The organism is Variovorax sp. RO1 (assembly GCF_002849325.1).
Lineage (GTDB): Bacteria > Pseudomonadota > Gammaproteobacteria > Burkholderiales > Burkholderiaceae_C > Variovorax.
In genome coordinates this window covers 2,262,932-2,284,224 of record NZ_PKMT01000001.1, presented here as the reverse complement: position 1 = coordinate 2,284,224, position 21,293 = coordinate 2,262,932, and the positions used below count along the sequence as shown (strand labels likewise).

Annotated in this window: 27 protein-coding genes; 11 read left to right on the top strand and 16 right to left on the bottom strand. The window is 68.1% G+C overall.

The features are described 5' to 3' along the window. Position 1: 1 nt before the first annotated feature. The 3 genes from CY658_RS10855 to CY658_RS10845 all read right to left on the bottom strand — a co-directional run bounded on the left by CY658_RS10855 (position 2) and on the right by CY658_RS10845 (position 2,630). The gene (locus CY658_RS10855; protein ID WP_101490091.1) at positions 2 to 784 is read right to left on the bottom strand and encodes a 3-hydroxybutyrate dehydrogenase; all 783 of its coding nucleotides are present in this window, start codon (positions 782 to 784) and stop codon (positions 2 to 4) included. 72 nt (positions 785 to 856) lie between these two features. Then, positions 857 to 2,095, bottom strand: coding sequence for a patatin-like phospholipase family protein (locus CY658_RS10850; RefSeq protein WP_101490090.1), 1,239 nt, complete (start codon positions 2,093 to 2,095; stop codon positions 857 to 859). Positions 2,096 to 2,177: 82 nt separating this feature from the next. Beyond that, positions 2,178 to 2,630: a CHRD domain-containing protein gene (locus tag CY658_RS10845; protein ID WP_101490089.1), complete on the bottom strand. Its 453-nt coding sequence runs from the start codon at positions 2,628 to 2,630 to the stop codon at positions 2,178 to 2,180. 105 nt (positions 2,631 to 2,735) lie between these two features. Here CY658_RS10845 and CY658_RS10840 point away from each other — a divergent pair, with 105 nt between their 5' ends. Further along, positions 2,736 to 3,290 carry a DUF924 family protein gene (locus tag CY658_RS10840; protein ID WP_101490088.1) on the top strand — a complete coding sequence of 185 codons (555 nt, stop codon included), beginning with the start codon at positions 2,736 to 2,738 and terminating at the stop codon, positions 3,288 to 3,290. Here the strand turns inward: CY658_RS10840 and CY658_RS10835 are convergent. Next, on the bottom strand, positions 3,287 to 4,216 hold the full coding sequence (locus CY658_RS10835) for a YihY/virulence factor BrkB family protein (RefSeq protein ID WP_101490087.1): 930 nt from the start codon (positions 4,214 to 4,216) through the stop codon (positions 3,287 to 3,289). The genes CY658_RS10840 and CY658_RS10835 overlap by 4 nt on opposite strands. 81 nt (positions 4,217 to 4,297) lie before the next feature. Here CY658_RS10835 and CY658_RS10830 point away from each other — a divergent pair, with 81 nt between their 5' ends. The 3 genes from CY658_RS10830 to CY658_RS10820 are packed head-to-tail and all read left to right on the top strand — an operon-like array spanning position 4,298 to position 6,493. Then, entirely contained in the window at positions 4,298 to 4,894 is a 597-nt protein-coding gene (locus CY658_RS10830; RefSeq protein ID WP_101490086.1) for a chromate transporter, read from the top strand. Next, the gene (locus CY658_RS10825) at positions 4,891 to 5,490 is read left to right on the top strand and encodes a chromate transporter (protein ID WP_101490085.1); all 600 of its coding nucleotides are present in this window, start codon (positions 4,891 to 4,893) and stop codon (positions 5,488 to 5,490) included. The genes CY658_RS10830 and CY658_RS10825 overlap by 4 nt, the downstream gene beginning before the upstream one ends. Positions 5,491 to 5,527: 37 nt before the next feature. Continuing rightward, positions 5,528 to 6,493: an aldo/keto reductase gene (locus tag CY658_RS10820; protein ID WP_101490084.1), complete on the top strand. Its 966-nt coding sequence runs from the start codon at positions 5,528 to 5,530 to the stop codon at positions 6,491 to 6,493. A gap of 7 nt (positions 6,494 to 6,500) precedes the next feature. Here CY658_RS10820 and CY658_RS10815 read toward each other — a convergent pair whose 3' ends face one another. After that, positions 6,501 to 7,022, bottom strand: a complete 522-nt coding sequence (locus CY658_RS10815) for a GNAT family N-acetyltransferase (RefSeq protein ID WP_101490083.1) — start codon at positions 7,020 to 7,022, stop codon at positions 6,501 to 6,503. 42 nt (positions 7,023 to 7,064) lie between these two features. Between CY658_RS10815 and CY658_RS10810 the strand changes: the two genes are divergently transcribed. The 3 genes from CY658_RS10810 (at position 7,065) to CY658_RS10805 (ending at position 9,267) form a co-directional block, all read left to right on the top strand. Next, a complete protein-coding gene (locus tag CY658_RS10810) occupies positions 7,065 to 7,664 on the top strand; it encodes a helix-turn-helix domain-containing protein (protein ID WP_101490082.1) in 600 nt (199 codons plus the stop codon). 108 nt (positions 7,665 to 7,772) lie between these two features. Then, complete coding sequence (locus tag CY658_RS32745) at positions 7,773 to 7,943, top strand: hypothetical protein (protein ID WP_167395039.1); 171 nt, start codon at positions 7,773 to 7,775, stop codon at positions 7,941 to 7,943. A 196-nt stretch (positions 7,944 to 8,139) separates the two neighbouring features. After that, positions 8,140 to 9,267, top strand: coding sequence for an NAD(P)/FAD-dependent oxidoreductase (locus CY658_RS10805; RefSeq protein ID WP_308217205.1), 1,128 nt, complete (start codon positions 8,140 to 8,142; stop codon positions 9,265 to 9,267). Positions 9,268 to 9,291: 24 nt separating this feature from the next. On the opposite strand, the gene rlmB is transcribed toward CY658_RS10805, so the two are convergent. Genes rlmB through CY658_RS10785 form a run of 4 tightly spaced genes read right to left on the bottom strand, consistent with a single transcriptional unit; the run spans position 9,292 to position 12,370 of the window. Next, on the bottom strand, positions 9,292 to 10,038 hold the full coding sequence (rlmB, locus tag CY658_RS10800; protein WP_101490080.1) for a 23S rRNA (guanosine(2251)-2'-O)-methyltransferase RlmB: 747 nt from the start codon (positions 10,036 to 10,038) through the stop codon (positions 9,292 to 9,294). 33 nt (positions 10,039 to 10,071) lie between these two features. Beyond that, a complete protein-coding gene (locus CY658_RS10795; protein ID WP_101490079.1) occupies positions 10,072 to 11,061 on the bottom strand; it encodes a hypothetical protein in 990 nt (329 codons plus the stop codon). A 4-nt stretch (positions 11,062 to 11,065) separates the two neighbouring features. Beyond that, a complete protein-coding gene (locus CY658_RS10790) occupies positions 11,066 to 11,587 on the bottom strand; it encodes a ribosomal protein L7/L12 (RefSeq protein ID WP_101490078.1) in 522 nt (173 codons plus the stop codon). Between the two features lie 60 nt (positions 11,588 to 11,647). Further along, positions 11,648 to 12,370 (bottom strand): ABC transporter ATP-binding protein, encoded by a 723-nt coding sequence (locus CY658_RS10785; RefSeq protein ID WP_062480734.1) that lies wholly within the window; start codon positions 12,368 to 12,370, stop codon positions 11,648 to 11,650. Positions 12,371 to 12,406: 36 nt separating this feature from the next. Here CY658_RS10785 and CY658_RS10780 point away from each other — a divergent pair, with 36 nt between their 5' ends. After that, positions 12,407 to 13,042: an arylesterase gene (locus CY658_RS10780; RefSeq protein ID WP_225616705.1), complete on the top strand. Its 636-nt coding sequence runs from the start codon at positions 12,407 to 12,409 to the stop codon at positions 13,040 to 13,042. A gap of 90 nt (positions 13,043 to 13,132) precedes the next feature. Here the strand turns inward: CY658_RS10780 and CY658_RS10775 are convergent, their stop codons facing one another. Together CY658_RS10775 and CY658_RS10770 are read right to left on the bottom strand one after the other, a co-directional pair. After that, positions 13,133 to 13,336 carry a hypothetical protein gene (locus tag CY658_RS10775; RefSeq protein WP_055796387.1) on the bottom strand — a complete coding sequence of 68 codons (204 nt, stop codon included), beginning with the start codon at positions 13,334 to 13,336 and terminating at the stop codon, positions 13,133 to 13,135. Positions 13,337 to 13,440: 104 nt separating this feature from the next. Beyond that, a complete protein-coding gene (locus CY658_RS10770) occupies positions 13,441 to 14,634 on the bottom strand; it encodes a PLP-dependent transferase (RefSeq protein WP_101490077.1) in 1,194 nt (397 codons plus the stop codon). Positions 14,635 to 14,768: 134 nt separating this feature from the next. Here CY658_RS10770 and CY658_RS10765 point away from each other — a divergent pair, with 134 nt between their 5' ends. The 3 genes from CY658_RS10765 (at position 14,769) to CY658_RS10755 (ending at position 17,025) form a co-directional block, all read left to right on the top strand. After that, the gene (locus tag CY658_RS10765; RefSeq protein WP_101490076.1) at positions 14,769 to 15,524 is read left to right on the top strand and encodes a M48 family metallopeptidase; all 756 of its coding nucleotides are present in this window, start codon (positions 14,769 to 14,771) and stop codon (positions 15,522 to 15,524) included. A 79-nt stretch (positions 15,525 to 15,603) separates the two neighbouring features. Further along, on the top strand, positions 15,604 to 16,482 hold the full coding sequence (locus tag CY658_RS10760; protein ID WP_101490075.1) for a helix-turn-helix domain-containing protein: 879 nt from the start codon (positions 15,604 to 15,606) through the stop codon (positions 16,480 to 16,482). Positions 16,483 to 16,557: 75 nt separating this feature from the next. After that, a complete protein-coding gene (locus CY658_RS10755; protein ID WP_101490074.1) occupies positions 16,558 to 17,025 on the top strand; it encodes a VOC family protein in 468 nt (155 codons plus the stop codon). A gap of 31 nt (positions 17,026 to 17,056) precedes the next feature. On the opposite strand, the gene CY658_RS10750 is transcribed toward CY658_RS10755, so the two are convergent. The 5 genes from CY658_RS10750 to hflC are packed head-to-tail and all read right to left on the bottom strand — an operon-like array spanning position 17,057 to position 21,283. Continuing rightward, positions 17,057 to 17,581, bottom strand: a complete 525-nt coding sequence (locus CY658_RS10750; protein ID WP_101490322.1) for a phosphoribosyltransferase — start codon at positions 17,579 to 17,581, stop codon at positions 17,057 to 17,059. Between the two features lie 18 nt (positions 17,582 to 17,599). Then, positions 17,600 to 18,931: an adenylosuccinate synthase gene (locus CY658_RS10745; RefSeq protein ID WP_101490073.1), complete on the bottom strand. Its 1,332-nt coding sequence runs from the start codon at positions 18,929 to 18,931 to the stop codon at positions 17,600 to 17,602. A gap of 22 nt (positions 18,932 to 18,953) precedes the next feature. After that, the gene (locus tag CY658_RS10740) at positions 18,954 to 20,114 is read right to left on the bottom strand and encodes an ATP phosphoribosyltransferase regulatory subunit (RefSeq protein WP_101490072.1); all 1,161 of its coding nucleotides are present in this window, start codon (positions 20,112 to 20,114) and stop codon (positions 18,954 to 18,956) included. A gap of 44 nt (positions 20,115 to 20,158) precedes the next feature. Beyond that, positions 20,159 to 20,347 (bottom strand): DUF2065 domain-containing protein, encoded by a 189-nt coding sequence (locus tag CY658_RS10735; protein ID WP_062480756.1) that lies wholly within the window; start codon positions 20,345 to 20,347, stop codon positions 20,159 to 20,161. A gap of 39 nt (positions 20,348 to 20,386) precedes the next feature. After that, positions 20,387 to 21,283: a protease modulator HflC gene (hflC, locus tag CY658_RS10730; RefSeq protein WP_101490071.1), complete on the bottom strand. Its 897-nt coding sequence runs from the start codon at positions 21,281 to 21,283 to the stop codon at positions 20,387 to 20,389. Between the last annotated feature and the right edge of the window lie 10 nt (positions 21,284 to 21,293).

Genomic DNA, 21,293 nt, shown 5'->3' with positions numbered 1-21,293 from the left:
CCTACTGCATGTACCAGCCGTGGCTCACGACGAGTGACTGGCCGGTGAGCGCATTCGTCGGAAAAGCCGCGAACAGCAGCGCCACGCGCGCCACATCGTCCGTGGTCGTGAACTCGCCATCCACCGTTTCCTTGAGCATCACGTTCTTGATGACCTGCTCCTCGGTGATGCCCAGCGTCTTCGCCTGCTCGGGAATCTGCTTCTCGACCAGCGGCGTGCGCACGAAGCCCGGGCAGATCACGTTGGCGCGCACGCCGTGCTTGGCGCCTTCTTTCGCGACCGTCTTAGACAGCCCGATGAGGCCGTGCTTGGCCGTGACGTAAGGCGCCTTCAGCAGCGACGCTTCCTTCGAGTGCACCGAGCCCATGTAGATCACGCTGCCGCCGCGGCCTTGCGCGTACATGTGTTTGAGGCAGGCCTTCGTGGTGAGGAACGCCCCATCGAGGTGAATCGCGAGCATCTTCTTCCAGTCGGCGAAGCTGAACTCTTCGACCGGATGCACGATCTGGATGCCGGCGTTGCTGATGAGGATGTCGATGCCGCCGAAGGCCTTCGCGCCCTCTTCCACCGAGGCATTGACCTGGTCTTCGTTCGTCACGTCGACGCCCACGCCGATGGCCTGCGCGCCCGTGGCCTTCAGTTCGGCAGCGGTGGCGTCGGCGGCCTCCTTGTTGAGGTCGGCAATGATGATCTTTGCGCCTTCCTGCGCGAACAGGATGGCGATTTCCTTGCCGATGCCGCTGGCCGAGCCGGTGATGTAGGCGACCTTGTCCTTGAGTTGCATGGTGAAGCGTCCTTGGAAGTGGTGGATAGGAAAAAGCGAGCAAGAACCGGGCAAGCGCCCGGCTTCCTTGCCTCAGCGCGACAGCCCCGGCCGCTTGATGCGCCCGGTGCCCGGCTCGCCGAGGTCGAAGGTGGTCACGCCGTTCACCGTGGCGTCGGCGCGCAGCGTCTCGGGGTGTGCGAGCGTCTTGCCCATGTCGCGCACGCCCGACTCCCAGTGCTCTTCGACCGCGGCGCGCGAGAACTCGTAGTCCTTCGACTCGAGCTCGTACGACTTGTCGCGGTAGATCAGGTGAAAGATGTCGATCGGTTCGTGCGTGAGCTGCGCCTGCACCTCGACCACGCTCGGGTCGTTGCGCAGGCCGGGCGGCAGCTTGGCAATGAGGTCGGCAATGGCCTGCTGCAGGTTCATGTTGGCCGCGAGCGCGTCGGTGTTCATGCGCGTGCGGCTCGAATAGGTTATGTCCTTCTGGCGCTCCATCACGCCCGACAGCGTGTGCGGCATCTCGCCGCGTGCGTTGAACAGGTCGACCTGCAGCACCACCAGTGCCTCGGAACGCGGATGGGTGTCGAGCACGTACTGCAGCGGCGTGTTCGACACGATGCCGCCGTCCCAGTAGTCGTCGCCGTCAATGTGCACCGGCGCAAAGCCCGGCGGCAGCGCGCCGCTGGCCATGATGTGCTCGGGGCCGATGCGCTGGCGCGTGTTGTCGAAGTACACCGAGTTGCCGGTGCGCACGTTGACGGCGCCCACGCTGAAGCGCGCCTCGCAGGCGTTGATGCGGTCGAAGTCGATGAGCCGCTCCAGCGTGGCCTTGAGCGGCGAGGTGTCGTAGTAGCTCAGCAACGGCGCGGCACCGCCCATCAGCAAGGTCGGCGAATAGCGCGGCTCGAAGAAGCCCGGAATGCCGACCAGCGAGGCCATGGTGGCGCTCCACTGGTTCTGCGTGGCGCGGTCGCCGAGCCACGACGGCAGGCGCTGCGCCGGCCCCGAAGACACCAGGTGCCAGAACTCGCGCAACCGGTCGACCCGCTGTGCGGGTGCATTGCCGGCGATGAGTGCGGCGTTGATGGCGCCGATCGACACACCTGCGATCCAGTGCGGCTGCAGCTCGGTCTCGCTGAGCGCGGCGTACACGCCCGCCTGGTAGGCCCCGAGCGCACCGCCGCCCTGCAGCACGAGCGCCTTGCGGGCGGCGCGCATGCCTTCGCGGCGGGCGATGAACGGATGGGGTGGTGCGGCGTGAGAGGCGGAAGAAGAGGCGGCAGCAGCGGTGGCGGCGCGAGGCTTTTTCTTGGGTGTCGTCGTCATTCGGTCATTGGACACCAGCCCCGCGACAGCTACCTGACCAGGGGCCTTTTCGCTGCTTGCTTCATTCAGCCCGGGACGGATCTCACATCTTCGGCAGCATCTGCCCGCGGATCTCGCCGGCCGGGTTGGCGGCCGTGTGGATGTTGGCGTACCACTTGCCGGCCACGAGATCGGCCGCCTGCGCCGGCGTGAGCGTGGCCTGGCCCTCGATCGGGCTGGCCGCACTCGCGAAGGGCAGCACCACGCCGGCATTCGCGCCCGCCGCGGCAGGGCCGTGGAAGTGGGCCGCCGTGGCCGGGCCGCTCAGACCGTCGTAGGTGATCTTGTACTTGAGCACGTTGGTGTCGCGGTTGAGCCAGGCCTCGGCCATGCCGCTGCCGCGCGTCATGTTGGGCGGCACTTCGCTGGCCGCGTTCATCGCGCCGCTGAAATTCGCGACGTTCGACTTCGACATCATTCCGCAGCCGGCCAGTGCGACGGCGGCCAGGCCCGCGACGAGGGTGGTGCGCCGGAGTGTGCGAGTGTTGTTGTTCATGGTCGGGGTCTCCTGTGGATGAAAGCATTCAGCATAGGCAGACGCCGCCTGCGGCCTTGTCGGCCAGCACCCCTTCTTCGCACGCCTCTGCAAGAGAATGCAACGATGATTTCCGACGACACACTCCCTTCCGCACACGACGTGGTCGCCTTCTGGCGCGACGCCGGACCCGAGCGCTGGTTCGCGAAAAGCGATGCCTTCGATGCCGCCTGCATCGACCGCCTGGCCGCCGCCCACCAGGCCGCGGCCAGCGGCCGACTCGACCACTGGGCCGACACCGGCGAAGGCGCCTTGGCGCTGCTGGTGCTGCTCGACCAGTTCCCGCGCAACGCCTGGCGCCAGAACCCGCACATGCTCGCCACCGACGGCCTCGCGCTGGCCGTGGCGCGCCGCGCCGTCGAGGCCGGCTTCGACCGACAGGCCGACGCTCTGATGCAGCGCTTCTTCTACCTGCCCTTCATGCACTCGGAGGTGCTGGCCGAGCAGGATCGTTCGGTCGAACTCAACGCCACGCAGGACGCCAACACGCAGCGCTTTGCGGTGCTGCACCGCGACATCGTGGCGCGCTTCGGGCGCTTTCCGCACCGCAACCGGATGCTCGGGCGCACGTCCACGCCGGAAGAGCAGAAGTTTCTCGACGAGGGCGGCTTCGCCGGCTAAGCGGCGTCGACGTGCGCGGGCAGCGGCACGTCGCGCGTCGGCGACGCGTGGCCTGCCGGCTCGGCCAGGGTGTCTTTCATCGAGCCGTAGGTGCGCGCATAGACCCAGGTGAACTCGGCGCCCAGCAGGAAGATCTGCGCCGAGTAGTACACCCACACCAGCACCACCACCAGCGAGCCGGCCGCGCCGTAGCCCGAGGCCACGCTGCTCTTGCCGATGTACAGGCCGATGAGGTGCTTGCCCACGGTGAACAGCAGCGCCGTCACCGCCGCGCCCACCCACACGTCGCGCCACTGCACCTTGGCGCGCGGCATGATCTTGTAGATCATCGCGAAGATCACCGTGACCATCGCGAAGCTGAAGACGAAGTTCACCACCTGCGCCAGCGTGGCCCAGGCACCGAACATCGGCGACCACCACTTGCCCAGCGCCGCCAGTGCCGCGCTCGCCACCAGTGACACCATCAGCAGAAAGCCGATGCCCATGATCATGCTGAACGACAGCAGCCGCACGCGCAGCATGTTGAAGACGCCCTTGTTGCGGGTGCGCGCGGGGGCCCGCCAGATGCGGTCGAGCGCGTCCTGCAGTTCGCCGAAGACGGTGGTCGCGCCCACGATCAGCAGCGCGATGCCGACCACCGTGGCCACGATGCCTTCGGTCGGCTTGTTGACCGCCTGCAGCATGCCCTGCACCGCCGCCGCGCCCTGCTCGCCCATGAGGCCCGAGAGCTGCGCGAAGATTTCGCCACGCGCGGCCTCCTGCCCGAAGACGAGGCCGGCCACGGCAATCACGATCAGCAGCAGCGGCGCGATCGAGAACACCGTGTAGTAGGCCAGCGCCGCGCCCATGCTCGGGGCGTAGTCGTTGGACCAGGAGGCGAAGGCGCGCCGGCAGAGATCGAAGAGTGCGCGAAGTTGCATGAGCATGAAGTGTTCCTCGGGTGGGCCCCGCGTCTGTCAGCGCGGCGCCCGGCATGTTGACAGGCTGCCTACGATAATCGCTCGCACATGCACCCGTCCGCTCCCGCCGCGGCCCCGCCGCCAGACCACCCGCACCCGCAGCCCGCGTCGCCACGCGACCTTTTTGTTTCATTCACCTGGCTTGCGCTGCAGGGCTTCGGTGGCGTTCTCGCCATCGTCCAGCGCGAGATGGTCGAAAAGAAGAAGTGGCTCACGCCCGACCAGTTCCTCGAAGACTGGGCCGTGGCCCAGGTGATGCCGGGCCCGAACGTGGTCAACCTCGCGCTGATGATCGGCGACCGCTACTTCGGCCTGCGCGGCGCCATCGCCGCGGTGGCGGGCATGCTCACCGTGCCGCTCTTCGTGATCCTCGCGCTGGCCGTGCTCTACGCGCACTACGCCGCCAACCCGCAGGTGGCCGCCGCGTTGCGCGGCATGGGCGCGGTGTCGGGCGGGCTGATTGCGGCCACGGGCATCAAGCTGATTCCGCAGCTGCGCAAGCACCCGCTGGGCTTTGCGACCTGCCTGGTGTTCGTGGCGCTCGTGTTCGCGGCCATCGCGCTGTTGAAGATTCCGCTGGGGTGGGTGCTGCTGGCGGTGGGCGGCGTGGCCTGCGTGTGGACCTGGCGAAAGATCGCGCCATGAACATCGTCATGCAATGGCACGACTGGCTGGCGCTGTTCGGCCAGTACCTGCTGCTGTCGCTGTTGTCGATCAGCGGCGCGATCACCACGGTGCCCGACATGCACCGCTACCTCGTGGCCCAGCACGGCTGGCTCACCGAGGCGCAGTTCACCTCGTCGGTCGCCATCGCCCAGGCCGCGCCCGGGCCCAACGTGCTGTTCGTCGCGCTGATGGGCTGGAACGTCGGGCTCAATGCGGGCGGCGGCATCGGCGCCGGGCCCATGGCCTGGCTGCTCGGCTTCTTCGGTCTGATGGTCACCATGGTCGGCATCATGCTGCCGAGCACCACCCTCACCTATTTCGCCACGCGCTGGGGCCACCGCAACCGCACGCGCCGCGAGGTGCGCGCCTTCAAGCAGGGCATGGCGCCCGTGGTGGTCGGCCTGCTGATCGCCACCGGTTGGGTGCTGGCCGGCGGCAACCAGTCGACCGGCGTGCCGGCCTGGCACCTGTGGCTGCTCAGCGGCGTGGCCGCGCTGGTGGTCTGGCGCACGCGCATCCACCTGCTGTGGCTGCTGGGCTGCGGCGCGGCGCTGGGCGCGGTAGGCTTCGTCTGAACGCTTTTCTTTTTCCCTTTCCTAGGAGCCCTCTGCCATGTCGCAACTTCGTCCGCTCGGCCGTTCCAGCCTTCGGGTGTCTCCCCTCGCCTTCGGTGGCAACGTGTTCGGCTGGACCGTCGACGAGGCGGCCTCGTTCAAGCTGCTCGATGCCTGGCTCGACGCCGGCTTCAACTTCGTCGACACCGCCGACGTCTACTCGGCCTGGGTGCCGGGCCATGTGGGCGGCGAGTCGGAGACGATCATCGGCAAGTGGCTCAAGCAGAGTGGCAAGCGCAACCGCGTGGTGCTGGCCACCAAGGTCGGCAAGCCGATGGGCGAAGGCAAGGTGGGCCTGTCGCCCGCGTACATCCGCGAGGCTGTCGACGCCTCGCTGAAGCGCCTGCAGACCGACTACATCGACCTGTACCAGTCGCACGACGACGACGCGAACACGCCGCTCGAAGACACGCTGGGCACCTTCGACGCACTCATCAAGGAGGGCAAGGTGCGCGCCATCGGTGCCTCGAACTACACGGCGCCGCGGCTGGCCGAGGCGCTCGACGTGTCGGAGCGCCTGGGCATCGCGCGCTACGAGAGCCTGCAGCCGCTGTACAACCTGTACGACCGCGCGGTGTTCGAAGACGAACTCGAGCCGCTGTGCATCAAGCGCGAAGTGGGCGTGATCAACTTCTACGCGCTGGCAGCGGGTTTTCTCACGGGCAAGTACCGCACCGAGGCCGATGCGGCCAAGAGCGCGCGCGGCGCCAACACCACCAAGAAGTACCTGAACCCGCGCGGCCTGCGCATCCTCGATGCGCTCGACAAGGTGGCCCAGCAGTACAACGCCAAGCCCGGCCAGGTCGCCATCGCGTGGCAGATCGCACGGCCCGGCGTGACGGCGCCCATCGCCAGCGCCACCTCGCTGGCGCAGCTCGAAGAGCTGGTGGTGGCCACGCAGCTCAAGCTGGACGCGGGCACCATCGACATGCTCGATCGCGCCAGCGCCGAAACGCCGGCCTGAGCCTCGGCTAGCCGTCGACCGGGTTCAGCGGCGTCGCCAGGATCCGCTGGTAGAACGCCACGTCGAGCCAACGGCCGAACTTGAAGCCGGCCTGTTGCACGGTGCCTGAATGCGTGAAGCCCAGGCGCTCGTGCAGCGCGATGCTGCCGGCGTTCGACGCATCGATGGCGCCGACCATCACGTGCACTTCGCGCGCGATCGCCTCGGCCACGATCGCCTCCATCAGCGTGCGGCCCAGGCCCTCGCCGCGGTGCGCGGCATCGACGTACACCGAGTGCTCCACCGTGTACTTGTAGGCCGGAAAGGCACGGAACGTGCCGTAGCTGGCAAAGCCCAGCAGCTTGCCGTTGTCGTCTTCCGCGCCGATCACCGGGAACCCATTGGCGCGCTTGGTGGCGAACCACGTCACCATGTTCTCGGGCGTGCGCGGCTTGTAGTCGTACAGCGCGGTGGAGTTGACGATGGCCTCGTTCAGGATCGCCAGGATGGCGCCTGAATGGGCTTCTTCGGTGCAGGCGATGAGACGCATGGTGTTTCTCTGTCGTTCAATATAAGAGAATAATAATCTCATATGGGAAACACTTCACCTTCCACCCCCTCCGCAGCGCCGGCCGATGGCCACATCGACGCGCTCATCGCCACCCGACTGCTGGCGCTGCGCCAGGCCCAGGGGCTCAGCCTTGCGGAACTGGCCGAACTGTCGGGCGTGAGCAAGGCGATGATCTCCAAGGTCGAGCGCGCGCAGAGCAGCCCGACGGCCGTGCTGCTGGGGAAGCTGGCCGCCGGCCTCGGGGTCTCGCTGGCGCAGCTTCTCACCGAGGACAAGGCGCAGCCGCAGCGGCTGCGCACGCGGGCCATGCAGGAGGTCTGGCGCGACCCCGAAGCGGGCTACCTACGCCGCCAAGTCGCCGAGCGCAGCGCGGGCAGCGGCGTGGAGCTGGTCGAGGTCGAGCTGCCGCGCGCCGCGCAGGTCGGCTATCCGCGATGGAGCGGCACGCCGTACCGGCAGAGCCTGTGGATGCTCGAAGGCGCGCTGCAGGTCGACTACGGCGACGAGCGCTTCGAACTCGCCCCCGGCGACTGCCTCGACTTCGGCGTCGACCGGCCGCTGGTCTTCAAGGCGCTGGGTCGCACCGCCTGCCGCTACCTGCTGGTCGCCGTGCCCGATTGACCGTACCCGCGCGGTAGGCAAGCTCCCACACGCAGAGGCGGTTCAGGCCGGTTCGGGCCCGGGGGTGCGTCGGGATACTGCAAGGCATCTCAGCAACCGGAGCCCACGATGTCCTTTGCGCTTTACATGATCGGCTTTCTGATCTTCCTGGCCGGGGTCGCCTGGGGCGCCTCGGTGGCCGGCGTGCCCACGCTCTACATCGGCATCGGCGCGCTGATCCTGCTGGGCATCGGCGTCTTCAGCGCCGTGGCCCGCACGCGCAGCAAAGACCCGTCCTGAACGAGCCTGCCGGCTTCACGGATCAGTTCACACAGGCTTCACGCCCGGCGCACATGGCGTCGCTAACTTCGCAGGCGCACCACACCCCGTGGTGCGCTTTGCAAGTCAGCCTCCCATGCACGCCTCTTCTTCTTGTCTCTTTTCTCCCCACGCGCCTTCCTCGTCGTCGGCCGCGCCCTGCCCCGCACCAGCTTTCGTGACCGACCCCGGTCTGGCCTGCATCCAGGTCGACCTGCTCGTCATCGGTGCGAGCTTTGCGGGGCTGGCCTGCGCACGCGCCGCCGCCAAGGCGGGCCTCAGCGTCATGGTGCTCGAGAAGAAAGCCGCCGCCGGCGCCAAGCTGCACACCACCGGGATCATCGTCAAGGACGCGGTCGACAGCGTGCCGTGGCTGGCCGAAGTGCCGCCCGCGCTGGTGCGCCGCATCGAGGGCGTGCGGCTGTACGCGCCCGACATGCACCACGTCGACCTGCACGCGCCCGGCTACTGGTTCTGGGCCACCGACGCGCCCGCGCTGCTCGACTGGATGGTGGATTCCACCCGGGCCTGCGGCGTCGAGGTGCGACTGGGCACGCTGTTCGAGCAGGCGCTGTGGGTGAACGGCCACTGGGAGGTGCCGGTGGCACAGGGCCCGTGCATCCGCGCGACCTACCTCGTCGGCGCCGACGGCCCGCATTCGCGCGTCGCCAAGGCGCTGGGGCTGTCGCGCAACACGCGCTTCCTTTACGGCGTGGAGCACGAGTACCAGGGCGCGCGCATGGCGCCCGACCTGCTGCACTGCTTCATCGACAAACAGCTCGCGCCGGGCTACATCGGCTGGGCGCTCGACGGTGTCGGCGTGAGCCAGATCGGACTGGCGCGCCGCATGGGGCGCCACGACACAAGCGCGCTGCGGCTCGACCCGCTGCTGCGCAAGATCACCCCCGTGGTGTCGCCCGGCGACGCACCACCAGTCGCCGTGCGCGCCGGGATGATCCCCTGCGGCGGCGTGCTGCCCGTGGTGGCCCGCGAACGGGCGCTGCTGGTGGGCGATGCGGCGGGCATGGTGTCGCCCGTGACGGCCGGCGGCATCCACACGGCGCTGCAGCACGGCGAGCGTGCTGGCGAGGCCGTGGCCCGCTTCGTGCGCGGCGAGGTGGACGACCCCGCCACGTGGTTCGTGCGCGGCTACCCGCGTTTTCTGATGAAGCGCACGCTGCGCTGGGCCTTCGACCACTTCCAGAGCGACTGGATGTTCAACCGCCTGCTCGGCACGGCGCCGATGCGGCGTGCGGCGGAGCTTGTGTACTTCCACCGCAAGGGCAGCGGGCCGGCGGCCCGCTAGGCCCGCTGACCCGTCAGGTGATGCTCAGAGGCCGCGCTGGCGCATCGCCTCGTACAGGCATACGCCGCTGGCCACCGACACGTTCAGGCTCTCGACCGCGCCGGCCATCGGGATGCTCACCAGCTCGTCGCAGGTCTTGCGCGTGAGCTGGCGCATGCCCTCGCCCTCGGCGCCCAGCACCAATGCCAGCGGGCGCTTGAAGTCGCTCTGGTAGATGGTGCCCGGCGCGTCGTCGCTCGTGCCCACGCACCAGATGCTGCGTTCCTTGAGCTCGTTGAGCGTGCGCGCGAGGTTGGTCACCATGAAATACGGCACGGTCTCGGCCGCGCCGCTCGCCACCTTGGCGACGGTGGCGTTGATGCCGGCCGCATGGTCCTTGGGGGCGATCACCGCATGGGCGCCCGCGCCGTCGGCCACGCGCAGACAGGCGCCGAGGTTGTGCGGGTCGGTCACGCCGTCGAGCACCAGCAGCAGCGGCACGGTGCCGGCCTCTTCGAGGCCTTCGAGCAGCTCGTCGAGCGAATGGATTTGCGCGGCGGGCTCGACCCGCGCGACCACGCCCTGGTGGCCGTGGCTGCCGCTGAGCTTGGACAGCCGCAGGCCGTCGGCCTCGACCAGCCGCACACCGGCTTCTTGCGCACGCGCCAGGAACTGTTTCATGCGCGCATCGCGCCGGCTGGCGTCGAACATCACTTCGAGCACCGATTTCGGCGCGGTCTTGATGCGCACGCCCACGGCATGGAAGCCGAAGATCACTTTAGGGGAAGACATGCCCCGATTATCGAGGGCGCGGCGCCCTCGCCCTCAGGCCAGCGGCAAACCGCTGTTCGCGCGGGTGCGATCGTCGTGCAGTTCCTGCACCACCAGGGCGTTCATGTGCACCTTCAGCGTGTTGCCCACGCTCCCCAGGTACTGGCAGGCGGCATACCCCTCGGCGGCCTTTTCGTAGCGCGCCACCCAGGCGTCGCGCGCGGGCAGCCGGTCGGGCGACACGGGCCAGACGCCCGGCTGAGGCTTCAGGTGCTCGCCGATGCCGACGCGCCAGGGCTTGGCGCTCAGGCGGGCGCGAAAGCAGTTCTGGTTGCGGCACATGCGCGCGTAGACCTTGTCGGCGCCGAGCGTCTGGAACACGTCGGTCACGGCGGCGTCGGACGGCGCGAAGACGTCGTGCATGGCCAGCACGCGCAGGCCGGCCGGCGTGCGGTACAGGCGCAGGTGCCAGTCGGGATGCTGGTGAATGAAGCGCTCGACGCGCGCACGCGCGCCTGCGAGCGGGTCGCTCTTGTCCTCGACCGCGGGCAGCCCCTCTTTGTGGGCGCGCCAGAAGCCGAAGGCCGCCACCAGCATGAAGGCGGCCACGCCGGCCATTGCCGAGCGCGTGGCGTAGCCCGCCACCAGCGCACCGATGAACGCTGCGCCGATCACCGTCAGCCCGCGTGCGCTGCCGCGTGAGCCTTGGCTCTCGAAGTCGACATCGACGAACAGCACGTCGGGCGTGTTGAGGCAGCGCGCGCCGTAGCCGTTGCGGGTGACCACGGTGTCGCCCTGGCGTTCGACGATCTCCTCGCGGATCGGCATGCCGTTGGCGCCGTTGTAGGCCAGCTTGCGCTCGCGGCGCTCCAGTTTTTCGCCGCCTACCACGATGCGGTCGAACGCCTCGCGCGTGCGCTGGTCGGCATGGGCCTGTGCAGCCAACGGGCTGTCGTCGGACCAGCCGAAACGGCGCACGGTGAACTGCTGGCTGCCCACACGCTCCTGGATGCGGCCTTCGGCCCAGAACTGAGGAACGATCACGCGGTCAGACGCCCTTGAAATGCGACCACGCCGCAGCCGCGATCAGCAGCACGACGATCACCGGCAGCCACTTGAAGCCGCCGCCCGACACCCGGCCCGGCTCGGCCATCGGGTTCACCGCAGCGCTCGACGGCAGGTGCCCGAAGTCGCCGGCGGCGGGGTTCTGATGCGCCTCGACCAATTGCTTGGCCTCGGCCAGGCCCAGGCCCGTGGCCTCGCGCGTGAGGCGCACGGCCTCGACCTTCTGGCCCCGCGCCAGGGCTGCGAGCGCGGCCGCCGGCACTGCGGCGGGGCCGTTGCCCTGCATGCCGCTGCCCGTCTCGGCCACAGCCTCGCCCCGGCCCCAGTCGCCTTCCTGCCAGTCCGCCGGCGCGCCGGTGGCGACCGCGCCACTGTGGGCATAGCGCTCGACGGCCTCCTTGGACGACTTGAGGTCCATGCCGGTGCGATCGCGCACGATCTTGATGGCCTCGATCAGGTTGCCGCGCTCGAGGGCGGCGATGGCTTCGGGGGGAAGCTGGGTCATGAACTCTCCTCTGTGTTCAGGGCGAGCGCCGCGGGAGCCGGGCGCTGTCTTTCTACTGACTCAGGCGGCCTGAGCGACCGTCGATTCAGGTGTTTTTTCGTTGAGCGCCACGCGCCCGGCCTCGATGGTGATGCGCCGCTCGCACTGCGAGGCGATGCTGCGGTCGTGCGTGACCAGCACCAGCGTGGTTCCCAGCTCGCGGTTCAGGTCGAACATCAGCTTCATGACCTGCTCGCCGGTCGCGAAGTCGAGGCTGCCGGTGGGCTCGTCGGCCAGCAACAGGGCCGGCTGGACCACGAAGGCCCGCGCCAGCGCCACGCGCTGCTGCTCGCCGCCCGACAGCACCTTGGGGTAGTGGCCCAGGCGCTGGCCCAGGCCGACGCGGCCCAGCATCTCGGTGGCGGCCTTGCGCGCGTCCTTGCGGTTGGCCAGCTCCAGCGGCAGCATCACGTTCTCGAGCGCGCTCAGGTTGCCCAGCAGCTGGAAGCTCTGGAACACGAAGCCCACGCGTTGGGCGCGCAGGGCGGCGCGCTCGTCTTCGTCGATGGCGAAGATGTCGTCGCCCGCGAGCTTCACGGTGCCGCGCGTGGGCGTGTCCAGCCCGGCAATGATCGACAGCAAGGTGCTCTTGCCGGAGCCCGAGGCGCCGACGATGGCGGCGGTTTCCCGCGCGCCCAGGGTGAAATGGATGTCCTGCAGAATGTCCAGCGTGCCGGCCGAGTCGGTGACGGACTTGAAGACATGCTCGACGGCGACAATGGCATCAGACGGGGGTTGGGACATGAAAGGCTTTTCGTTTTGAATCGACGTGACTTTATCTTGACCACCGCCGCGCTCGGCAGCGCGGGGGCATGGACGGGTGCTGCGGCCCAGGCACAGGCGGCATCGGCCGGCAAGCCGGTGATCCTCGTGCTCGGTGATTCGCTGAGCGCAGAGTACGGCCTCAAGCGCGGCGAAGGCTGGGTACCCTTGCTGGAAAAAAGGCTTGCGCAGCAGAAGATCGCGGCCTCGGTGGTCAACGCCAGCATCAGCGGCGACACCAGCTCCGGCGGACGCGCCCGCTTCCCCGCCCTGCTGACACAGCACAAGCCCAGCCACGTGGTGCTGGAGCTGGGCGCCAACGACGCCCTGCGCGGCCTGCCGCTCTCGAACACCGAAGACAACCTGTTGCAGATCACCAAGGCCGCGCAGGCCGCGGGCGCCCGGGTGCTGATCGTCGGCATCCAGGTGCCGCCGAACTACGGCGGCGACTACACGCGGCGCTTCGAGGCGGTGTTCGCGAAGGTGGCGGGCACGACCAAGTCGGCGCTGGTGCCGTTCCTGCTCAAGGGCGTGGCCGATGCGCCCGACGCCATGACGCTGTTCCAGACCGACCGCATCCATCCAACCGCCGCGGCGCAGCCGCAGATCCTGGACAACGTCTGGCCGGAGCTGCGCAAGCTGCTGCCCAAATAACGCGCCCTTGCGCGACCTCCAAAGAAAAAGCCGCAGCAGGCCTGCGCCTGCTGCGGCTTTTCTATGTCCGGGGGTACGGGAAACGGGCAATCACCCGTTCTTGGTCGGCAACTCGGGCACCGTGGGGGGATCGCGTTCGAGCGATGCCACGTCGGTTTCCGGATCTCCGGGCGCCAGTCCGTCGCTGCTCGGGCTGAGCTTGCGATTCGCCTTCTCCCGAAGCTTTTCTTCCTTCTTCTTCTTCTTGGCCAGCTCTTTCTGGCGCTTCTCGTAGCCGTAATTGGGTGTTGCCACTGCTTTTCCTTCAGGCGAGGCAGTCAGGGTGACTGCGATTCGGCCTACTGTAAGCGATAACGGTGCACCCCCAGCCCGGCGACGGCCCGGGCCCGGCGCTTTGCTTACATCTGCAGCAACGCCTGTTGCAGGTCTGCACGCAGGTCGTCCACGTCTTCCAGGCCGACCGAAAAACGCACCAGCGTGCCCTTGTACGGCCAGCGAGCGACGCTGGCGTCGCGCATCAAACCGATGTCGTAGGGCACGACGAGGCTGATCGGGCCGCCCCACGAATAGCCGAGGCGGAAGAGCTTGAGGCTGTCGCAGAAGCGGTCGACCTGCTCGGTGCTGAAGCGCTCATCGAACACCACCGAGAACAGGCCCGCGGCGAGGTCGGAGGCACCGCACAGCGCGCGCCAGTTGGCGTGGCCCGGCGAATCCTCGAGCGCGGGGTGCAGCACCTGCGCGATCTCTTCACAGCCGTTGAGCCAGCCGGCCAACTCGCGCGCCGCGCGGTCGTGCGCGCCGTAGCGCAGCGCCATGCTCGGCAGCGAACGCAGCAGCGTTTCGACGTCGCCCACGCCGATGCCGAAGCCCGTGCGCATGTGGGTGAGCTTGAGCGCGCGGTGCAGGCGCTCATCGCGCGTGACGACGCTGCCCATGAGCACATCACCGCCGCCGCTCGGGTACTTGGTGAGCGCGTGCACCGACACGTCGACGCCCTGTCCCGTGCCGTTGAAATCGAAGGGCGCGAAGGCCAGGCCCGCGCCCCAGGTGTTGTCGAGCGCTGTCATCACGCCGCGCTCACGGCAGACCTCGGCGAGCGCCGGCAGGTTGGGGAATTCCATCGTCACCGAGCCGGCCGCTTCGAGCCACACCAACCGCGTGCGGTGCGAGAGCTTGGCTTCCAGGTCGGACGGATTCATCGCGTCGTACAGGCGGTGCGTGATGCCGAAGTTCGCGAGCTCGCCGGTGGCCAGCGCCTTGGTCGGGCCGTAGGCGTTGTCGGGAATCAGCACCTCGTCGCCGGTCTTCAGGAACGCGAACGAGACCAGCGAGATCGCAGCCAGCCCGCTCGGCACGAGCAGGCATTCGGTGCCGCCTTCGAGTGTGGCCAGGCGTTCTTCGAGCGTGAAGGTGGTGGGCGTGCCGTGCAGGCCGTAGGTGTAGCCGGCCTTGGTCTTCCAGTCGCGCGCGCGCATGGCGGCGACGTCGGCGAAGAACACGGTCGAGGCCTTGAACACGCCGGGCTGCGGCGCGGAGAAGGTGTCCGGCGGCGTGTAGGGATGGTGGATCAGGGTCGTGGAAGGCTTGCTCATGTGCCGATGCTAGCGCCCCTCGAGGAACCCTCAACGGCCGTGACATTCTCCGTGCGATATCGACGGCCTTGGCCGGATCGCTCGCGCATTGCGGATAGAGTTCGGACTCCGAAAATAAAGGGAGGATTTTCTCGATGCGTCATCTGCTCATCACCATCACGGCCGCTGCGGCCCTGTCCGCCTGCGGCGGCCTGAAGAACCTGGATTCGAACGCGCTCGCGGGCGCCGGCGGCAGCGCCTTCAAGGCCATGTCGCTCACCGACGGCGACGTGCAGGCACTGGCCAACCAGTCGTGTGCCGAACTCGACAAGAGCTCCAAGGTCGCCCCCGCGACCGACGCCTACAGCAAGCGCCTGGAGCGCGTGCGCCAGGGCCTGCCGACCACCATCGGCGGCCAGCCCGCCAGCTACAAGGTCTACCTCACGAAGGACGTGAACGCCTGGGCCATGGGCAACGGCTGCATCCGCGTCTACAGCGGCCTCATGGACCTCATGAACGACGACGAACTGCGCGGCATCATCGGCCACGAGATCGGCCACGTCGCACTGGGCCACAGCAAGAAGGCCATGCAGACCGCCTACGCCGTGTCGGCCGCGCGCGGCATCGCCGGCGCCACCGGCAACGCGGCGATCACGCAGTTGTCGTCTTCGCAGATCGGCGACTTCGCCGAGAAGCTGGTCAACGCGCAGTTCTCGCAATCGCAGGAAACCGACTCCGACAACTACGCCTTCGACCTGCTGACCACGCAGAAGCTCAAGCGCGAAGGCCTCGTCACCGCGTTCCAGAAGCTGGCCAAGCTCGACGGCGGCAAGAGCTCGATGCTCAGCTCGCACCCCGCCTCCGGCGACCGCGCAGCCAACATCCAGAAGCGCCTCGCTTCCAGTAAGTAAGCGACCCCGGCGAGGCGGGTCTCTCGGCGCACAATGCGCCGATGGTCACCCGCCCGCCCTTTCCGGGGCCCGTCGCGCCATGCAGCTGACGCGGCCCCCGTCCCCTCATTTGCGGCCCTTCCTGCGGCTGCTGTGGGCCTCGGCGCCCGAGGGCGAACCCCCAACACGCACCGGCGCGCGCGAACACGTGCTGCCCACGGGCGGCATGCACTTGGTATTCCGGCTTTCAGGGCCGCCGCTGCGGCTCTTCGAAGACACTCGCGACCTGCGCGGCCACACGGTCGGCTACGCGATCGTCGGTGGTGCGCGCGCCGCCTTCTACCTGCGCGATGTGTCGGTGGCGACACGCTCTGTCGGCGCGCAATTGCACCCCGGTGCCGCCCGCCTGCTGCTGGGCGCACCGGAAGACGCCCTGAGCGGTTGTCACACGCCGCTCGACGCGCTGTGGGGCGAACGCCAGACCGGCGACGCGCTCGAACAGCTGCATGCATCGTCCCACGACCCGGCACGGCAATTGGACGTGTTCGAAGCCTTGCTGACCCAGCGCCTGGCCGCCGCCGCCCTGCCCCGCACCAGCCCGCACGGCCTGCACCCCGCCGTGGCCGCCTCGCTCGGACAGATGCACCACGACACGCCCGCATCGATCGCCACGCTGGTGGCACACAGCGGCTACAGCCACCGGAGATTCATCGCACTGTTCCGCGCGGCGATCGGGCTCGCGCCCAAGGAGTACGCCCGCGTGATGCGCTTCGACCGTGTGTTGGCGCTGGCCGCCGACGATCCGGCGCGCGCCTGGGCCGACATCGCGCTCGCCGCGGGCTACAGCGACCAGGCGCACCTGAGCCGCGAGTTCTCCGCGCTGGCCGGCTTGTCGCCGCAGACCTGGCGGCAGACGGGCGCTGCATCGCCGCGCCATGTGCCGGCGGTCAGCGCAGGTCAAATTCCTTCAAGACGCTAGCGCCGCGGCTGCGCAGAATCGGCGCCACGGTCCCCGTTTCATCACCCGATTCAAGAAAGAAAGGCAGGTCCCGCCATGGCCATCCACGAGCTGTTTCCGTACCTCTGCGTCGACAACGCCGCCGCCGCCGTCGACTTCTATTGCCACGTGTTCGAAGTGAAGGAAATCTTTCGCCTGACCGAGCCCAGCGGCCGCATCGGGCACGTCGAGCTGGACTTTCACAACGGCGCGATCCTGATGATCTCGGACGAGTTCGCCGAGTTCAACATCCGCTCGCCCAAGGCGCTCGGCGGCAGCGCCGTGACGCTGCACCTGCACGTGGACGACGCCGACGCGCTGGTTGCGCGCGCGGTCGCCGCGGGGGCCACGCTGGACATGGCACCGCAGGATCAGTTTTATGGGGAGCGTTCCGGCGTCTTCCGCGACCCGTTCGGTCACCGGTGGAACGTGGGTCACAGCATCGAGAAGGTGACGCCGGAGGAAATGCAGCGGCGCTACACCGCGATGTTCGACACCCCCGGCGGCGGCAGCTGCAGCAGCTGAGCGCGCCGGCCGGTGGTGCCTGGGCCGGTCGTCAGACCGACCACTTCTCGATCAGCTTCTCGGCGCCGAGCGAGTCGTAGCCCTCGAAGGGCTGGTGGATCCACGGGTTGGTGGCCAGGAACTCGACCGAGTAGTCGGGCGTGAAGGTCGACATCGCCTTGGTCCAGATGACCGCGCTGCGCAGCTCGGTGATCGGCTTGTAGTTGTTGCGCAGCATGTCCATCACGGCGTGGAGCGTGTGGCCCGAATCGGCCAGGTCGTCCACCAGCAGCACCTTGCCGGCGATCTCGCCCTTGGGGGTCGTGATGAAGCGGGCGATGTCGAGATGGCCCTGGACCGTGCCGGCGTCGGCGCGGTAGGAGCTGGTCGACATGATCGCCAGCGGCTTGTCGAAGATGCGCGAGAGCACATCGCCCGGGCGCATGCCGCCGCGCGCCAGGCACAGGATGGTGTCGAACTCCCAGCCCGACTGGTGCACCTTGATCGCGAGCTTCTCGATCAGGTTGTGGTACTCGTCGTAGCTGACGTAGAGATGCTTGCCGTCTTCGGTCAACATGGTCTGGTTCATTCCTGTTCAGTCTGCGAGGTAGGGATGGCGCATCATGATCGTGTGATCGCGATCGGGGCTGGTCGACACCATGTGGATCGGCACACCCGTGATCTGCTCGATGCGCTGCAGGTACAGGCGCGCATTGACCGGCAGCTTGTCGTGCTGCGTGACGCCCACGGTGCTTTCGGTCCAGCCTTCGAGCGTTTCGTAGATCGGCGTGCAGCGCTCGATTTCGTCCGCGCCCATCGGCAGGATGTCGGTGATCTCGCCGTCGAGTTCGTAGCCGGTGCACAGCTCCAGCTTCTCGAGGCCGTCGAGCACGTCGAGCTTGGTGATGCACAGGCCCGACAGGCCGTTGACCTGCGCCGAGCGCTTGAGCAGCGCGGCGTCGAACCAGCCGCAACGGCGGCTGCGGCCGGTGGTCACGCCCTTCTCGGCGCCCACGGTGCTCATGTGATAGCCGGGGGTACCCGGCGTGGCCCAGTCGAGTTCGGTGGGGAACGGACCACCGCCTACGCGGGTGCAGTAGGCCTTGGTGATGCCGAGCACGTAGTGCAGCATGCCCGGGCCCACGCCCGAACCGGCGGCGGCGTTGCCGGCCACGCAGTTGCTCGAGGTCACGTACGGGTAGGTGCCGTGGTCGACGTCGAGCAGCGTGCCCTGCGCGCCTTCGAACAACAGGTTGGCGCCGGCCTTGTGGGCGTCGTTCAGCTCGCGCGACACGTCGGCCATCATGGGCTTGAGCAGCACGGCGTGGCGCATGGCCTCGTCGAACACGGTGTCGTAGTCGATGGCGGGCGCGCCCAGCACCTGGGTCAGCACGTGGTTGTGCAGCTCGAGCAGCACGCGCAGCTTGGCCGCGAAGCGCTCGGGATGCTTCAGGTCCTGCACGCGCAGCGCACGGCGGGCGATCTTGTCTTCGTAGGCCGGGCCGATGCCGCGGCCGGTGGTGCCGATCTTCTCGATGCCGCCCTTTTCGCGGTAGGCCTCGCGCGCGATGTCCAGCGCAGCGTGGAACGGCAGGATCAGCGGGCAGGCCTCGCTGATGCGCAGGCGCGAACGCACTTCGACGCCGGCTTTCTCCAGGCCTTCGATTTCCTCGAAGAGCTTGGCAGCCGACAGCACCACGCCGTTGCCGATGTAGCACTTGACGCCGGGCCGCATGATGCCGCTCGGGATCAGGTGCAGCGCGGTCTTTACGCCGTTGATGACCAGCGTGTGGCCCGCGTTGTGGCCGCCCTGGAAACGGACCACGCCCTGGGCGCTTTCCGTCAGCCAGTCAACCAGCTTGCCCTTGCCTTCGTCGCCCCATTGGGTTCCAACGACGACCACGTTTCTTCCGGTGGTTACGCTCATGCTCGTTCCATTGCTTAAAAATTCAGATCGCTCGGACACTCCACTGGCCGGCCTGCTCGACGAGCTCACGGTCGCAATGGAATTCATCGATTTCGCTGCCGTGGCCGGGCAGCACGCAGACTACCGTTTCGCCGGCCTTGCGCAATTGGGCAATCGCCTGACGCAGGCCAGCCGCGTCGCTCCAGGGCGCACGGATGGCTGCGCGCAGCGGACGCGCTGGCAACACGCCGACGAGTTCACGCACATCGAGGCTGAAGCCGACGGCCGGACGGTTGCGGCCGAACACGGCGCCCACCTCGTCGTAACGGCCACCGCGCACCAGCGAATCGGCCGCGCCCGGCACGTAGATGCCGAAACGCATGCCGCTGTAGTAGGCGTAGCCGCGCAGGTCGGCCAGGTCGAAGCTGATCTGGCGCCCTGCCGTGCCATTGAGGCCGGCGGCGAGCTGCTTCAGGTCGGCCAGCGCCGTGGCCACGGCGGGCGTGTCCTTCAGGGCCCTGGCGGCCTCGTCGAGCACGGCGACGTCGCCGTACAGGCCCACGAGGGCGCGCAGTCCGTCGCGTGACGCAGCGGGGAAATCCTTGGTGAGCGCCTGCAACTCGCTCGCGTCCTTGGCGGCCAGCGCGGCGTGCACGCGGGCGATCGCGGCGGCGTCGACCGGTACGCCGGCGAACAGCGCGCGCACGATGCGGGCGTCGGCCAGGTCGACGATCACGCCGTCGCGCAGCCCGGCAGCGTCGAGGCAGTCGAGCGCCAGCAGCAAGGTTTCGGTGTCGGCTTCCAGGCCGGCGTGGCCGTAGATTTCGGCGCCGAACTGCAGCGGCTCGCGCGTGGCATGCGGGCGGTCGGGCCGGGTATGGACCACCGGGCCGCAGTAGCACAGCCGGGCCACGCCGTCGCGATTCAGCAGATGGGCATCGATGCGCGCCACCTGGGGGGTGGTGTCGGCGCGAAGGCCCATGCTGCGGCCGGAGAGTTGGTCGACTAGCTTGAAGGTTTGGAGGTCGAGCGCCTCGCCGGTGCCCGAAAGCAGCGACTCCAGGTGCTCGAGCAGCGGCGGCATCACCAGCTCGTAGCCATAGCCACGGGCGGTATCGAGCAGCTGGCGTCGAAGTTCTTCGATGTGGCGCGCCTCGGAGGGCAGCACATCGGCAATGTGATCCGGGAGGACCCAGGCGGACATGGGGATCGGGGGCGTGGTTAAACCGGGATTCTACCGGGCCCGCGTTACCCCAGAACCCAAAGGAGTACCAAACCCAGCAGGATGCTGCAAAGACCGAAGAAACGCAGCTGGCCGTCGCGCAGCTGCAGCAGTTGGCTGAAGCCGCGCCGCCACCCGCCCGGCGAGACGAAAGGCAGGATGCCTTCAATCACCAGGACCAGCGCCAACGCGCTCCAGAAGGTGTCGGCGCTCACGGCTCCAGACAGGAAAGCAGAGAAACGGAAGACCCGTTGTTACTTGCGCGCCGCGCCGCCCGAGCCGGAGCTCTGCATGGCGCGGAAGAAGTCCGACGACGGGTCGAGCACCAGCACGTCGCTCTTCTTGTTGAAGCTCTGCTTGTAGGCTTCGAGGCTGCGATAGAACTGGGCGAACTGCGGATCGCGGCCGAAGGCCTCGCTGTAGGCAGCGGCCGCCTGAGCATCGCCCTCGCCCTTGATCTTCTGGGCATCGCGGTAGGCGTTGGCCACGATCACTTCGCGCTGGCGGTCTGCGTCGGCGCGGATCTTTTCGCCTTCGGCCGTGCCGGTGGAACGCAGCTCGTTGGCCACGCGCTTGCGCTCGGCTTCCATGCGACGGTAGACCGATTCGGTAATGGCTTCCACGTAATCGACGCGGGTGATGCGCACGTCGACCACATCGACGCCCCAGGGCTTGGCGCCCTTCACGACGGCCAGCACTTCGCGCTGCACGTCGGCCATCAGGGCCTCGCGGCGCACCGAAATCAGGTCGCGCACGGTGCGCTTGTTGATGTTTTCCTGGAAGGCGTTGCGCACCACGCGGTTCAACTGCATGGCACCCGCGTTCTCGTCGAGACCGACGTTGCGGATGTAGGCCTGTGGGTCGGAGATGCGCCAGCGCACGTACCAGTCGATCACCACGCGCTGCTTTTCAGCGGTGAGCATGGGTTCGGTGTCGAGGCTGGAGAGCGTCAGCAGGCGCTTGTCGATGTACGACACGTTCTGGAACGGCGGCGGCAGCTTGAAGTTGAGACCGGGCTCGGTGATGACCTGCTTGATCTGGCCGAGGGCATAGACCACGCCGAACTGGCGCTGGTCGACCACGAAGAGTGTCGAGCTCAGCAGCACGAGCAGGACGAGGACCGAGGTGGCGATGAAACCGATTCTGTTCATGTTGTTCCGG

Coding starts and splice junctions, on each gene's coding strand:
- CY658_RS10855 (WP_101490091.1), bottom strand. CDS start 784: ATGCAACTCAAGGACAAGGTCGCCTACATCACCGGCTCGGCCAGCGGC.
- CY658_RS10850 (WP_101490090.1), bottom strand. CDS start 2,095: ATGACGACGACACCCAAGAAAAAGCCTCGCGCCGCCACCGCTGCTGCC.
- CY658_RS10845 (WP_101490089.1), bottom strand. CDS start 2,630: ATGAACAACAACACTCGCACACTCCGGCGCACCACCCTCGTCGCGGGC.
- CY658_RS10840 (WP_101490088.1), top strand. CDS start 2,736: ATGATTTCCGACGACACACTCCCTTCCGCACACGACGTGGTCGCCTTC.
- CY658_RS10835 (WP_101490087.1), bottom strand. CDS start 4,216: ATGCTCATGCAACTTCGCGCACTCTTCGATCTCTGCCGGCGCGCCTTC.
- CY658_RS10830 (WP_101490086.1), top strand. CDS start 4,298: ATGCACCCGTCCGCTCCCGCCGCGGCCCCGCCGCCAGACCACCCGCAC.
- CY658_RS10825 (WP_101490085.1), top strand. CDS start 4,891: ATGAACATCGTCATGCAATGGCACGACTGGCTGGCGCTGTTCGGCCAG.
- CY658_RS10820 (WP_101490084.1), top strand. CDS start 5,528: ATGTCGCAACTTCGTCCGCTCGGCCGTTCCAGCCTTCGGGTGTCTCCC.
- CY658_RS10815 (WP_101490083.1), bottom strand. CDS start 7,022: ATGCGTCTCATCGCCTGCACCGAAGAAGCCCATTCAGGCGCCATCCTG.
- CY658_RS10810 (WP_101490082.1), top strand. CDS start 7,065: ATGGGAAACACTTCACCTTCCACCCCCTCCGCAGCGCCGGCCGATGGC.
- CY658_RS32745 (WP_167395039.1), top strand. CDS start 7,773: ATGTCCTTTGCGCTTTACATGATCGGCTTTCTGATCTTCCTGGCCGGG.
- rlmB (WP_101490080.1), bottom strand. CDS start 10,038: ATGTCTTCCCCTAAAGTGATCTTCGGCTTCCATGCCGTGGGCGTGCGC.
- CY658_RS10790 (WP_101490078.1), bottom strand. CDS start 11,587: ATGACCCAGCTTCCCCCCGAAGCCATCGCCGCCCTCGAGCGCGGCAAC.
- CY658_RS10785 (WP_062480734.1), bottom strand. CDS start 12,370: ATGTCCCAACCCCCGTCTGATGCCATTGTCGCCGTCGAGCATGTCTTC.
- CY658_RS10770 (WP_101490077.1), bottom strand. CDS start 14,634: ATGAGCAAGCCTTCCACGACCCTGATCCACCATCCCTACACGCCGCCG.
- CY658_RS10765 (WP_101490076.1), top strand. CDS start 14,769: ATGCGTCATCTGCTCATCACCATCACGGCCGCTGCGGCCCTGTCCGCC.
- CY658_RS10760 (WP_101490075.1), top strand. CDS start 15,604: ATGCAGCTGACGCGGCCCCCGTCCCCTCATTTGCGGCCCTTCCTGCGG.
- CY658_RS10755 (WP_101490074.1), top strand. CDS start 16,558: ATGGCCATCCACGAGCTGTTTCCGTACCTCTGCGTCGACAACGCCGCC.
- CY658_RS10750 (WP_101490322.1), bottom strand. CDS start 17,581: ATGTTGACCGAAGACGGCAAGCATCTCTACGTCAGCTACGACGAGTAC.
- CY658_RS10745 (WP_101490073.1), bottom strand. CDS start 18,931: ATGAGCGTAACCACCGGAAGAAACGTGGTCGTCGTTGGAACCCAATGG.
- CY658_RS10740 (WP_101490072.1), bottom strand. CDS start 20,114: ATGTCCGCCTGGGTCCTCCCGGATCACATTGCCGATGTGCTGCCCTCC.
- hflC (WP_101490071.1), bottom strand. CDS start 21,283: ATGAACAGAATCGGTTTCATCGCCACCTCGGTCCTCGTCCTGCTCGTG.